The sequence below is a fragment of the Arthrobacter sp. SO3 genome (assembly GCF_020532825.1).
GTDB lineage: Bacteria > Actinomycetota > Actinomycetes > Actinomycetales > Micrococcaceae > Arthrobacter.
In genome coordinates, this window is record NZ_MQTS01000197.1 from 1 (window position 1) to 12,413 (window position 12,413).

Annotated in this window: 14 protein-coding genes; 4 read left to right on the plus strand and 10 right to left on the minus strand. The window is 62.0% G+C overall.

All coding sequences use genetic code 11. From position 1 onward, the window contains the following. The 5 genes from BJQ90_RS18510 to BJQ90_RS18530 all read right to left on the minus strand — a co-directional run. Positions 1 to 186, minus strand: a 186-nt coding sequence (locus BJQ90_RS18510; protein ID WP_226761670.1) for a hypothetical protein, incomplete at its 3' end; no start/stop codon positions are given. Between the two features lie 147 nt (positions 187 to 333). Beyond that, positions 334 to 1,467, minus strand: a complete 1,134-nt coding sequence (locus BJQ90_RS18515) for a competence protein CoiA family protein (protein ID WP_226761671.1) — start codon at positions 1,465 to 1,467, stop codon at positions 334 to 336. 269 nt (positions 1,468 to 1,736) lie between these two features. Further along, the gene (locus tag BJQ90_RS18520) at positions 1,737 to 3,149 is read right to left on the minus strand and encodes a hypothetical protein (RefSeq protein ID WP_226761672.1); all 1,413 of its coding nucleotides are present in this window, start codon (positions 3,147 to 3,149) and stop codon (positions 1,737 to 1,739) included. 543 nt (positions 3,150 to 3,692) lie between these two features. Then, entirely contained in the window at positions 3,693 to 4,067 is a 375-nt protein-coding gene (locus BJQ90_RS18525; RefSeq protein ID WP_226761673.1) for a GIY-YIG nuclease family protein, read from the minus strand. A 178-nt stretch (positions 4,068 to 4,245) separates the two neighbouring features. Continuing rightward, positions 4,246 to 5,064, minus strand: coding sequence for a hypothetical protein (locus BJQ90_RS18530; RefSeq protein ID WP_226761674.1), 819 nt, complete (start codon positions 5,062 to 5,064; stop codon positions 4,246 to 4,248). On the opposite strand from BJQ90_RS18530, the gene BJQ90_RS22965 reads away from it, so the two are divergent. From BJQ90_RS22965 to BJQ90_RS18545, 3 genes are all read left to right on the plus strand, one after another. Further along, positions 4,999 to 5,286: a DUF6994 family protein gene (locus BJQ90_RS22965; protein WP_413463715.1), complete on the plus strand. Its 288-nt coding sequence runs from the start codon at positions 4,999 to 5,001 to the stop codon at positions 5,284 to 5,286. The genes BJQ90_RS18530 and BJQ90_RS22965 overlap by 66 nt on opposite strands. Positions 5,287 to 5,611: 325 nt before the next feature. Then, positions 5,612 to 5,845, plus strand: a complete 234-nt coding sequence (locus BJQ90_RS18540) for a hypothetical protein (RefSeq protein ID WP_226761676.1) — start codon at positions 5,612 to 5,614, stop codon at positions 5,843 to 5,845. 595 nt (positions 5,846 to 6,440) lie between these two features. Next, complete coding sequence (locus BJQ90_RS18545) at positions 6,441 to 7,472, plus strand: DUF4192 domain-containing protein (protein WP_226761677.1); 1,032 nt, start codon at positions 6,441 to 6,443, stop codon at positions 7,470 to 7,472. A gap of 39 nt (positions 7,473 to 7,511) precedes the next feature. On the opposite strand, the gene BJQ90_RS18550 is transcribed toward BJQ90_RS18545, so the two are convergent. The 5 genes from BJQ90_RS18550 to BJQ90_RS18570 all read right to left on the minus strand — a co-directional run bounded on the left by BJQ90_RS18550 (position 7,512) and on the right by BJQ90_RS18570 (position 11,420). Further along, positions 7,512 to 8,687, minus strand: a complete 1,176-nt coding sequence (locus BJQ90_RS18550) for an alpha/beta hydrolase (protein WP_226761678.1) — start codon at positions 8,685 to 8,687, stop codon at positions 7,512 to 7,514. A gap of 7 nt (positions 8,688 to 8,694) precedes the next feature. Next, the gene (locus BJQ90_RS18555; RefSeq protein WP_226761679.1) at positions 8,695 to 9,144 is read right to left on the minus strand and encodes a hypothetical protein; all 450 of its coding nucleotides are present in this window, start codon (positions 9,142 to 9,144) and stop codon (positions 8,695 to 8,697) included. Beyond that, on the minus strand, positions 9,141 to 10,169 hold the full coding sequence (locus BJQ90_RS18560; protein WP_226761680.1) for a hypothetical protein: 1,029 nt from the start codon (positions 10,167 to 10,169) through the stop codon (positions 9,141 to 9,143). Before BJQ90_RS18560 ends, BJQ90_RS18555 begins: the two co-directional genes overlap by 4 nt. Further along, positions 10,166 to 10,654, minus strand: coding sequence for a hypothetical protein (locus BJQ90_RS18565; protein ID WP_226761681.1), 489 nt, complete (start codon positions 10,652 to 10,654; stop codon positions 10,166 to 10,168). Before BJQ90_RS18565 ends, BJQ90_RS18560 begins: the two co-directional genes overlap by 4 nt. A 493-nt stretch (positions 10,655 to 11,147) precedes the next feature. Continuing rightward, positions 11,148 to 11,420, minus strand: coding sequence for a hypothetical protein (locus tag BJQ90_RS18570; RefSeq protein WP_226761682.1), 273 nt, complete (start codon positions 11,418 to 11,420; stop codon positions 11,148 to 11,150). 5 nt (positions 11,421 to 11,425) lie between these two features. Here BJQ90_RS18570 and mobF point away from each other — a divergent pair. After that, positions 11,426 to 12,413 (plus strand): MobF family relaxase (mobF, locus tag BJQ90_RS18575; protein ID WP_226761683.1); only part of this gene is annotated, 988 nt, incomplete at its 3' end.

The window sequence follows — 12,413 nt, forward strand, 5'->3', positions numbered from 1 at the left end:
CGCTGATCCTGGGGGTATCGCTTGGGCATAATCGCTATCCTTCACAAAAAAGGAAGCGGCATCAAACCCGGTACGGTTCACTTCCTTTCCGAACATCTCATGGGGAAGTGAGCAGCAATCTGCATGACCAACCGAGTGGCCGGCCCGCCAGAGTTCTTTCAGCAGATAGGTGGTCTGATGAGCCAACCGACCGCGGTCCCGCGCATGCGCCGTCCCCCCACGCTGCCGCCGGTGCCGTCGTCAACCCGGACAAAGCCGGGGCGTCCGATGCACGATGCTGTCAGGAAATTTTGGAAGGCGTAGGCAGGGCAGATTGCCCCTACACGGAATCGGTCAGCGGTGCCCGTATTCGTGCAGCAGATCGAACGTATCCCGGACGTCTCTGAGGTGCTCGATCCAGTACTTAGCCGATTCCTGTTCTGCCAACCATTGGGCGATCGGGTATCCACGTTCCGCGTCCAGCCAGTCATTGGCGAGTTCTTCGTGCAGGAACCCAAGAATCTTCACGCGCAGACCTGCGGCCCACAGGACTTGCTTGGGGCTGCCACTCAGAGCTGGCCATTTGGCCGGCCACCTGCTGTCAACATCGGCGGAAAAGGTCCTCAACTGCTCCTCATACTGGCGGTAAAGCGCGAGGTCCGCATCCAGGGCGCCACGGCGCGCGGCCGCGTCACGTCGTCTCTTGTCCGATGCTTCCTCGGCGGCGGCTGCTGCTTCATCCTCTCTTCGGTGCCGCAGGGCCTCCTGCCGGCCGGCGACCGCATACTTTGCCTTCCTCAGGTGCTCGGAGTCGAGCCCGCCTGCGGTCAGGCGCCACTGCTCGAGAGGGCCGCCGGCTGCCTTCAGTTCGGGTTCAGTGTCTTCGCCGGCGTGGTAGCTGACGCCGATACGGCATTCCTGTTTGACCCAGCCCCACCAGATCCTGAGGCTCCAGCCGCGTACGGCGAGTTCGGTCTTGAACGCGTCGATGCCTGTGGACTCGAACAGCCAGTCCACCGTGGCGGCGCGGGTCAGGTAGCGGCTGGTACGTTCACTTCTCGCTGTGCCGCTCAACTGCGACCGCTGAACCTCCAGTGCCGCTTCGAAGTTGGGTCCGGTGGCCAGGACATCGGTGCGCCCTTCCTTTACAGAAACTTCCAGCCCGCATGTGAAGCCCGGCATCGCGTTGATCCAGTCGCGCAGGGCGTTCTGGATGGCCAGGTGGGTGTACCGGTCGGCGACGGACCCGGAGACCCCCAGTGCGCAGGTAACACCAGACCGGTGCCGGAAATGGGGGATGTTGACGTCGCCGATAGCGAAGGTCAATTCGGTACCGCAGCCGCCCAGCGCAGTCGAGCAATGGAACGTGTGCGCCACTTTCAGGCGCCAGGCAGCATTCCTGTCCGCCGGCGCAGAAACTGGCTGCTCAGAGTCGGCTGAGTCCAGCACGGCATAGATATCCCGCTCCCCCGGCACCCCGTCGTTCAAAGAATCTGATCTTTCTTCACCACACCGAGCCCCCTTGTTCGTTGCGTTCCCATCTGGCCTTAATCGAAGTTACGCCATTCGGGCGGCCGGGGCCGCAAATTCCAGAGCAGCGTTTCGGGCGATACGGTATGACGTCGTTGTCTGTGGCCACGAGTGGTGCAAAGAAGCACAACGTGCCGGAGGGCTCCACAACTGCCGCAATCCATCACGGTAGGTTGCGCAGTCATCTGGCGCCTGCCAGGGAAGGGAGACGAACCACCCAGCCACCCTTAGGTCAGTGTCCGCGTCAGCCGACGGCGCCACGCCTGAGCGGAGGTCGGCATGACGTCGCTGACAGCCGTCTCAAGTTCCACGCCATGGGCGCGAATGACCCGCATCCCGTGCTCTGGAGCGCCTTCTATCATGGCCTTGATCTTGGCGGCGTCGCTGAAAATATAGGCGGCCAGAATATCGAGTTCATCCCGAAGCTCCAGCTTGAGGTCGAACAACGCGCTCCGAAATCGAATGTATGCACCGAGATCGTCGGCGTCTTCCATCGCCCGTGCGACTACAAGGAGCTGGTGGAATGGGATGACTGCAAGATCCGGGTGATCTACAGCGCCGTGAGGAAGACACTCGTGGTTCCAAACAGCGCCACCATAGGAATGGAGGGGGACGGCTAGCCCATAAACATTGCTGCTTGGAGCCGCCCAGGTCAACCCGTCAACTGTCACGCCGCCGCCACATCTGACCGCATCCATTCGTAGCTTGAGCTGTGTCGCCGCCTTGCTCACTTGGTCAGTGAAAGTGTGAATGACGGTGCCAGTCGCGTGAACGGCAGCCATTGCTTTGCATTCACCGATGAACGTATGCACTGGCGAACGGAAGATAAAGTCCGTTTCGCCTTTGTTCTTTGTCTCGGGGATTGGGATAAAGACAGGAGCAAGCGGAAGCTCAATTCCTGAGGGCAGGACATGGCTCAGCGCCCGTATTACAGCATTCTCAAAAAGGTCCGATCGGTCTTTGTCATCGGAGAGGAGACTGCGGGCCAGGTTGAGGAGTGCAAATTCAACCCCGTATGTCGCCTCTCGCACTGCCACTGGTGCGATAATGCCTCCGACTTCGACGAATGGATGGCCCTCAATCTCGAGCGTATCCACCAACTCCTCGAAGGATTTGGATCGATGCTCGTCTCCCTTCACAGCCAAGACCTCCACGAGTGGGCGGGCGAACGGGGACGGCAATGGTACTGGCCCAACTACTTCCCCGGCCGCCTGCCGGTCCATCCTATTTACGTATGCCTCAACCCACTTGAAGAGATCCGTGATTGCCCGCTGACTAACAAACTCGAAGTTGCTGTACTTGGTTCGATTGCTCTCGATCTCGCAAGCCATGGAGCTACAGAAGAGTTCTGAGACCCAACGGAAGTGAATATCAACCGACCAAATCCTCCTCTGAGTTTCCTGCCACGGGTTCACCTGGACTCCGCGCGCAAGATCCTTGTCGCGGTCAACGAGCTGCCAAATGATTCGGGAGGTGGCCAACCATGCACCGCAAGCTGCAGCGAACCTCTGAACGTTTTCCTGACTCCTATCTGTTCCCCTCGCCGAAACAGCGAGAATCCAGTGAAACCGGTTGAATCCAGCGCTGCTGGCGTACCTTGCTGCAGACGAATTCGCCATCGCTTGCTCAAGAGCCTTCATGTCCAAAGCGGTGGCACTGTCCAAGATCCCAAGGAGCCAATCGGCCCTTCGGCGCGACCTGTCCCTGTAACGGCTCACTCGGGCTAGTAATGCTTCGCGCTCCTCCGGGCTAGCTTTGCCTGCAAGCACATCAACAAGTCCCTCGGTGACAGCGGACGGGAGAGCCCGTCGCTCTTCCTCACAGTAGCGTCGCCGATCCTCATCTGCCGCCCATTCTTTCCCCGACTGCCTTTGCCCCATCTGTCTCTCTTCTTCGTGGTTCTTGTCCGAATCCTATGTGACTTGGACCGCAACCGCGGCGTCTTCGCAACCCGGCACGACTCTTGCCGACTCTCCCGCTCATTGACAAAGAACGCCCCGTACCGAAGATCGGCCGCCAAGCGTCACGCGATAGGAAGAGCACCTTGCTGTTGTCCTCTGCTCGGCATGGAGGGCCTTGAGCATGGGGTAGTGGGGATGGTGGCTGTTGCCCTGCCGGTTGAGCGGCAGGCTCAGCTGCTCGATCGCGTGCGTCTCGGGGAGCCAGGGCGAATCCGCCTGAACCTAGGATACGCGGGCGTGCCGGCTCATCCACTCGCTGATCTGACGTTCGCCGTGGTGCGTGAACGTCAGCCCGCTTCCGCTGCCGACTCTGCGGAGCGCGATGCCTATGTTGTCTGCCAGATGGCAGCCCACCTTCGGCCGTAGTGAGGAGCCGTAGGCGTTGCCGCGGTAGTGGTACCGGATCCGGTTCCAAAGCATCTGGGTGCTCGGCGGTGTTCCATTTCGCGGCGGCTCTTTCGGCGCGATGCCGACGTAGAGCATCACTCCTTCAGGGATGTCGTGGCAGTTGCGGACGTCTACGCCAGGTGGCCCTTCATCGAAGTACCACGCGTAGATGCCGGACACCTTGGGTATTTGTGAGGACCGCTCGAGCACTTCCTCACGCCTATATAGGCGCTCGGGCCTCGGTAACTGTGTCAGCTCTGCGGTGTAGTCCTTGGATGACGCTCCGCGCGCATCAGAGCCGGGAGCGAAGACTGCGGGCCTTGGCGGCGCGCAGAGGCGCCAAAGCATCGCCCGCCTTGGCCAGGGAGTCTTGTCCTTTCTTCACAGGTCAACGATGTCGGAGAGCCCGGCGCTTGTCCACGACACGCCACTGCTCATGCGCCATCTTGGCGGCATCGACCCGCTGACCAAAAGTAGGCCACCAACCGTACAGAAGCTCCCCCGTCTCAGCTGAACCCCTGAGAGCATCCGAGGCAATCCTGGAGTCCCGACTCATCGCCGGCCGACGCGCCCAGTTGAAGCTGTGCCACGGGCGGACAGACCGGAAATCCCGACACTCGCGCTTGGCGTTCACGGGCGTCGGAGTTAAGGCACAATATCTACAATTACTGTTTTTTAACTTTGTGAAGGAGACACTCATGGGGCGACCACCCGGTGCGACAAACAGGACCCCGCGAGAACTCGCAGCTGCGGCAGCGCACCTCAAGAAGGAGGCCAAGCTCAAACAAAGGCTTGCAGAGAAGGCCAAGCAGATCGAGGCGCTTAAGAAGAAGAAAGCTAGCCGGAAGTAAGCGGCGACTGTCAGGATTACTGGCTGATCAAGTCGACCACGAGCTGCCCGACGCTTTACCTGGGTGGTGTCGAAAGCCCCGCGGACTGCCGTTAACTTGCCGCCCTCGATGCGGTTGAGCAGACAATCCGCCGGGAAGTTCTTCACGAGCCTTCGTTCGATTCGGCCCGCGTTGATGGTCGTGGCGGCAAAGATGCGGGTGGTGTCCAGGGCCCGGAACGTGTCGACCGGCAGCACAGATTCGTATTTGTTGCCTACGCAGAGGAGCCATGGAGCCCCCTCGCCAAAGTCATCAAGGTCCACGAGGACCTCTTCGAACTCTTCGGCGACTTCAAGCGGTTCATGGAGTTCTTCCACTTTCAAGACCTCTTGACGCCCGACTCCGATTATGAGTCGGTTGAATACTTCCTGCCGCCGGACAACTTCGAGCGTCAAGGGACACCGACATCAACCCCCGAGTACGTGGAGTACCGGGGTAAAGTCCCGGAGTTCCTCGAAAAACGGAACCATCGGATGGCCGAGTGGGTCAGGAAGCACCACCCTGATATTGAGGTCCGCGAGAGGCGCCCCGCGGAGTAGAACCGCTGTCTGGCGACGTTCTCTTGAACCTTGTCGGCTTCGGCATCGCCGTCGTCGGGGGGCGGTTTCGAGAGTTCACCCGTCCGGGCGAGCGTCCCGGCGGCCGTCGAAGCCTTTACCTCCTCCTCGGGCAGGTGAATCGTGCCGAGCAGGACGGAGACGACGCAGGCGGGGATGGCATTCTTGGGTGCCTCGGCCGATCCGCCGCGGTCCGGCAGGACACCGTTCTTCACGCAATCCCAGAACGCGCCGTTTTCGACCTCGAGCTGCTCGCGCAGGATGTGGAGACAAGGCTAGTGACGTCTTCACCCGGTAAGGTGCAAGCATGGCCACATGCGATGAGTGCAAGAAGGAATTCGACGTCGGCGTCGAGCGGGACGAGTTCAATATTGAGTTCCCGGAGGACGACATCGACTACGACGAAGAGATTGAGGGCGGTCCGCAGTGCGCCAGCTGTGTCGGCTCCCGCATCGAGTCGAACAATAACGTGGGCCGCGCCATCGACATGATGAACGGCGACGAGGACTACGACGGGGACCACGTCGAGAAGTACCTGTAGTAACCGGCGGCGCGCCCGCAACCTAGATTGTGGCGGGCCCGCAACAGGTCGAATCCGCTCGAGTCATTGAGCGGAATCCAGTGGGGCTTGGCTCTTGGCTTCTCGAGGCAATCGGCGAAAAGCCAGCCCCGCCATAGGCTTCTCCACGGGGAGGCAGCGGCAGACCAGCCATTTGTGACGCGGCGCTGCAACGCCCCGCGACCGCGCCCTCGTCGAACGCGCCGAACACGCCCTGGAAACGCGCCGCGCTCAGCGAACACGGTAACGTCCCAGCAGACCAAAGGGACTACCGGCGTCATGCCGCGCCGCCCAAGGCCGTCCATGGATAACCAGAAGTACCTTCGCTGTTTGTCATTCTGATCCCCCATCATCGCTGGGCGGGTCCTCCGCGCAACCAGGGCGCGATGCGCCGATCGCGGTCCAAGATTTCGTTCGGCGCTCCTCCGTCGCTTGTTTCCTCGCGAAATTTTGGACCGTGCCCGGTTCCCCAAGTTGCACTCCGGCCCCTCGTACCCAGCGGTGACTCCTCTATCAGAACGGCGCCAAAATCTGACAGGCACGACCGGTGCCCGCCAGTCGATAAAGGAAAAAGGCCATGGAACCACTCACGATCAAAACACCTGCAGACGCTCTCAGTTTCATCGGACACACCCTGGGGTTTTGGCCCCGCGAAAGCCTCGTCTGCATCACCCTCGTCGACAATCATGTCGGTGCCACACTGCGCGTTGACCTGCCGAATCCGGGGTCAGAGATCAGCTATGCACAGACCATCGCCGACTACTTAGCCCATGATGCTAATGCCGCCAGCATCGTCTTCGCCGTATACACATCGCGGCCCGCTGAAGCCGGACGTGCCAGGCCTCACGCCGCAACCATCGCGGCACTAACAGGGGCCCTCGCCGAGCGGGGAATGTCCATCCGTGACGGCCTACTCGTAGGAGACGACGCAGTTTCGCAGTACGACGGCGATCCCAAGGCCGGACCATCCCTGCCCCTAACGTCGACACAGTCCAGCCAGGTCAACGCCGAATTCGTCTACCGCGGCAGCACCATCGCCCCAACCAACCGCATCACCTTGCCAGCCTCGACCAAAGAGACCCAGACCGCGGACGCCGTCGAAAGCTGCGTGAAATCGATGCAGAGCCTGAACAGCCGAGATGCCATGGACCGGGCCCGGACGCTGTGGACGGAAATGCTGGACGCAAAATCCTTCCCGACCGACGAGCAAATCGTCAGCCTGGTCGCAGGCCTGCAGTTCCCCACCATTCGGGATCAACTCATGGCGGACATCCCCGGAATCGACGAACCCATGGACCGTGTCCTCCTGGCCCAGACGGACAGCAAGCCGCACTGGTCCCGGGTCGAGTGGGCAGAGCAGCTGCTGCTGCACGCTTACACACGCAGCAGCACCGGACACTCCGCCCCAATCCTCACCGCCATCGCCTTCATCAACTGGTGGGAAGGCAGAGGCAGCAAAGCCCACCAGTTCCTGCAACTCGCCCTCGAAGCCGACCCCGGCTACCACCTGGCCAGGCTCAGCGACCAAATGATCGGACGCGGAATAGTCGCCGGCTGGACCATGGACCGGAACACGGCGTATCGGAATCGCGGGCTTGAGGCATCCTGAACCCGTATCGAGAGACTGATCTACCCGGGGAACCGGCAGTCAGCCCGACGCCACACGGTTGCGGAGCCAACCAAACACCGCTGCGTCCCACCCCTCCGGATCGACGTTCCACTCTTGCGTGTGCTCCACAGAGGGAAAAGTCACCAGCGTGGCCAAATCACGACGGCGGTCGACGAACCGGCGAGAAACCGCGAAGGGAGTCGACCGGTCCCTTTCACTGTGGATCACCAGGGCAGGAGGGCGGAGTTGGTCCGCTCGGGCCACCCCATCCAGGGCCCTCAAATTCAAGGCTGTTCCCAGCCCGGCAATCCAACACAGTCGAGGTGACTCAAGAATCCGTAACCCCAAGGCCGCAATCCAGCCCGGAAGCATGCTGGATCGTGCGTTGGCCGTCAGCGTGCTCGTCCAGTCAATGACCGGCGCATCGAGAACGAGCCCGGCAACGCGGTCCCGGAACTCCGACTCCAGGGTCAACTGAAGGGCAATCGTGCCGCCGAGAGACCACCCGAACAACACAATTTGTTGCGCGCCCTGGTCCAGGGCATAAGAGACGGCTGCGTCGACGTCGCGCCACTCGGACTGTCCCAGGTGGTAGCGCCGGTCCGCTGACGCCGGTGCTTCCCCATCATTCCGGAATGAAACCACCAGAGAGGTGTAACCCAGCCGGCCTGCAACTGGTACACCGCGCAGCGCGCCGGATTTCTTGCCCCCCAGGCCATGGACGTGGATAGCCCACGTCCCGGTAACTCCTGGGGAGGCCTCAGAGGGTGGGAACTGCCAGGCCGGCGCCACGCCGTTCTCCACCGGAATCCCCACATCTTTGTAGGGCAGCCCAAGTGGCTCCGGCGTCGGATAGACGTACCCGCTCCAGATCCCGGCCTTGGCGCTCAGCAGGTCCCCCGAGTCAACCCGTTCAACCAGCCTCGTCACCGTCCCGACGGCGGGGGGCCCTGCGCCGTCGTCGGTGGCCACGATCTTTCCGATGCAGGCGTGGCCTGCACCGTTGGCAAACCAGATGCTGTAGCGGCCCGGAACCGTGGTCCGGGGTGATGCTGGCAGTTCAATCAGCAACGAATCGTTGCTGTCGCGGAACACCCCGCGAATCGGCAGATCCTCAACGCGCTGCGACGCTGGCACCACAATCTGACGCGCGAAATAGACAGCACCGGAAAGCGCCGCGGCGGCCGTCACGACACCACCGGTGACCACGCCCACAACGGACTTACGCACAGCCGTCGTCCTTTGGCTCTTTCATGCGGTCGTCGATTACTTGGCGTAAACGCAGCAGCGTGGCGGGGGAAATCGCCTGCAGCTGCCGGGCCGCAAAATTCCTGACGCGGTTTTCCCTCAGCGTCCGCAACAGCTGCAGTTGGGCATCGACCAGATCGGGGATCTCCCCTGCGTCGTCCAGGAGGTACCGGGAGTCGACGCCAAAATAGTCGGCAAGGTTCTGAAGAAGCGCGGTGTCCGTCGCCATGGGACCGTCTCCGCTTCGCATATAGGCCCACCTGGAGCGGGACAAGGGCGTTCCCCGCTCCTCCATGTGCCGGCTGATCTGCGGATAGGTCAACGGCGAAGACCCTTGGGCCTCAAAAAGATCCAGGAGGAGATTCAACTTTCGGGCGAGGCGTGCTTGCGGCGTTTCGGAGAGCCCGCCGTCGCTGTCGGTCATGACTTCAACTCCCCCTTGATTGACGTCCTGGCTCCCCAATGCCCGGGTGCGGAAACCCGGGTTCCGAGATACTCCTCGGCTTCAGCCAGTACTTGAATATCACTCTCCCCTAGTGACTTGGCAAGTTCAGGGTCGACCAACATGGCGTCACGGATCTCAACCAGCATCCGGTGGAGTCGTTGCTTGGACGCAGCCCGGGGATCACTGCCCACCGCCGGAACATTGAGCCGATTCCCGGCGCGAGCTTCGGTGATTCGTTCCCAGGGCTCAGCCAAACGTTCGACGAGGACGTCTGCGGTCCGGGAATCGGACCTGCGCTCCAGGCCACGCGCGACCGGCGGCAAGGCTAGGCCCACGCACAGAAACGCCATGGCTCCGAATAACGCGGCGTCGTACACATAGGAGAGTCGCATCATCGACTCAATCTCTCCCATCAGGTGCAGGACATCCATACCCACCACCGCAAGAACGAGCACCACGGCCAGGGAACACCCAATGCCGATGAAAGTGAGTGCGAGACGGAAATACGGCCTTGCCATCTCGCCACGGAACTTGAAGCACGTATAGCCAGTGACGGTCACCACCGCTCCGATGTAGAGGAACTGGATGCTGGAGTACGCGGCGGCTGCCCACTGGCTGCCAAAGTCCTTCATAAAGGCGGTGGACGTCCGCGGGGCATCGACCAGGCTGAAACTCAGAATCAGTGCGACGACGACCAGTCCCAGCAGAGCGAGTCCGCCCCTGTTGCGCCGGTCCATCGTCTCGTCTGGATCGGCCGCCCGCAGGATCGCCCGGGACAGGAAGTAGATCCCGACGACCATGAAGATGTTGGCCACCAGGTCCAGGACATTGCGGCCTCCGAGAAGCCGGTCCCCCTCGAGGTAGATTGTGTCGACGTTCAGGGTGAGTGCGGTGGCAATAGTCACGGCAGCCACCATGATGCTGTGGTCGCTGCGCCGCTTCATGCTTGGAAAGAGGCACAGGACCAAGCCCCAGATCACGGCGGCGGCAAAGACCTGGATCACCCCAAAATCCTTTCAAACGACCGGGGCTCGATGCTGCTGTCCCTGATTGCAGCGGCGAAGAGATCTGCCAAGGTCTCGGCGGCCGCTTCGATGTGATCCAGGAAGTCACTGCGCCCCAGGATGCGCGAGACTTTCTCGCCGGGAAGATTGGGAAACAGGGTCTCGGCGTAGTTCGCGGACACCACCGCCTCATCGTGGCGGAGCACCATATGTCCGAGTTCGTGAAGGATAAATTGCTGACGGTGCAGCACCGACGGCGTGGGCGCGTGCAGGATGATCTCCCGAGTGTTCGTGGACAGCCACAGCCCACAAACCGTTCCGCTGTTCAAAGACTCACAGACGTCGATCTCAATCCGCCGCCCGCGGGTCTTCTCAATTATCGAGATCAGACCGTCCAAGGAAAGGCGGCTTGGCAGGTTCAGCGCCCGGAAGCCCTCCACAGCGCTGCGCGCCGGCGAATATTCAGAGTCCGCAAAATGTCCCATTGGAATCCCATCATCTGGACTGCTGGCTCGTATCCATGCCCGCTGCCCTTCGACGAATCGGCCCGAACATATGGGCCCGCCAAGACTCGCCTACCACCATTGAACGCTTGTCCTCTGGACATGTCCAGAGGACAAAACCGCACCACCCTCACACCTCTGGCATCCAAGGTTGTCGGCGTGAGCGCGTACTCACGGCAAGTCATGTCGCAGGGCGCGTCGGCGTTGATGAACGACTGTGAGCGGAAAGATTTGCGGGGAATGCGGCGAGCGCTTCGACCCGTCGCGCGGGTCGCAGCGGTTCTGCTCTACGCGCTGCGCCAACAGACAGCGTGATCGTCGACGGCGGCACAGGGCCAAGGTCACGACGCCGCCCGTTCCCTGCGCGGCTGTCGCGCTCAATTCACGCGCCCAAGCATCGGTCCCGGGGGCACTCCAGCACAACTCCGTGGCCCGCTTGTCTGAAGCCCTCGCAAAGAGCAGCCAACTCCTCGATTCACTCCGCGCCCAGCTCCGGTCCCAAGCCGTAGACATTGACCACTTGGCGGCAGAGAACGCGGACCAACGAGCCGTCATCAAGGGCCTCAGCGCCGACATAGACCGACACCAGACCGTCCACAAATCTGACTCCCAGGACTTGGTCCGCCTGGCCGGCAGACTGCTGGCTGTCTCGCAGGCCACCGGCCTTGAAATAGACGACACCACGAAAGCCGTATTCCGCCGGCGAGGGTGGACATCCACCAGCCGCCATCGGGAAGCGCAGAAGCAATGACCATGTCCATCGCCAGGCTGTCAGCCCAGTCAGGCCTGAGGTACCTTTTCAAGACCACCATGTTGGACGATCTGACGGTCACTCCCGCAGATGCAACCACGTACTACATGAAAGCGGGCACGCCGCAGGGCCGCTGGCTGGGTTCCGGACTGGAAGGCATCAGGCGGACCAGCGGAGACGTCGTCACGGAATCCGCCGCCAAAGCTCTTTTCGACCACGCGGCCCACCCGGACACCGGCTCTCCCCTGGGCCGTCCGCACGGCCAACCTACGGTCGTCCAGAACAGCCAAGGCAGAACCGAAACGCGCCACGCCGTCGTCGGCTTCGACCTCACCTTCAGCGTCCCCAAATCCGTGTCCGTCCTCTGGGCACTGAGCCCCCGCGCGCTTCAGGACCAGATTCTCCAGACCCACCACGAGGCCGTCGACGCCACCCTGCAGTGGCTCGAAGAGTCAGTCATCCATACGCGGGCCGGCCGCAACGGCGTCGCCCACCTCGGCACCCGCGGCGCCATAGCCGCCGCCTTTGACCATTGGGAGTCCCGTGCCGGGGATCCTCAGCTGCACACCCACCTGGTCATCGCCAACCGCGTCCAGCGCATCACCGACGATGCGTGGGTCACGCTGGATTCGCGGACGCTCTACAAGGCCGCGGTCGCAGCCAGCGAGCACTACAACGGTCTCCTCTTCGACGGACTCCAACGGAATCTCGGCACCGACGCCGACATCGGCGAGCCGGCCGCGGACACGCACAACCCCAGCCAGCAACTCACCGGCGTCGACCAGGTGCTGATCCTCGAATTCTCCAACCGCTCCCGCCTCATCGACCTGGAAACCGACCGCCTCGTCGCCGAATGGACCGCCAGCCACAGCACTCCCCCAACCGCAACAACCACCATCAAGCTCCGCCAGCAGGCAACCCTTTCCACCCGCACCACCAAACCGGAATCCGCCGCACCACTCCATCAGCTCTCCGCACAGTGGCGGGCCC

Bases quoted from the DNA above. Each gene is read 5' to 3' on its own strand.
- BJQ90_RS18520 (WP_226761672.1), bottom strand. From the start codon at position 3,149: ATGAAGGCTCTTGAGCAAGCGATGGCGAATTCGTCTGCAGCAAGGTAC.
- BJQ90_RS18540 (WP_226761676.1), top strand. From the start codon at position 5,612: ATGGCCACATGCGATGAGTGCAAGAAGGAATTCGACGTCGGCGTCGAG.
- BJQ90_RS18545 (WP_226761677.1), top strand. From the start codon at position 6,441: ATGGAACCACTCACGATCAAAACACCTGCAGACGCTCTCAGTTTCATC.
- BJQ90_RS18555 (WP_226761679.1), bottom strand. From the start codon at position 9,144: ATGACCGACAGCGACGGCGGGCTCTCCGAAACGCCGCAAGCACGCCTC.
- BJQ90_RS18565 (WP_226761681.1), bottom strand. From the start codon at position 10,654: ATGGGACATTTTGCGGACTCTGAATATTCGCCGGCGCGCAGCGCTGTG.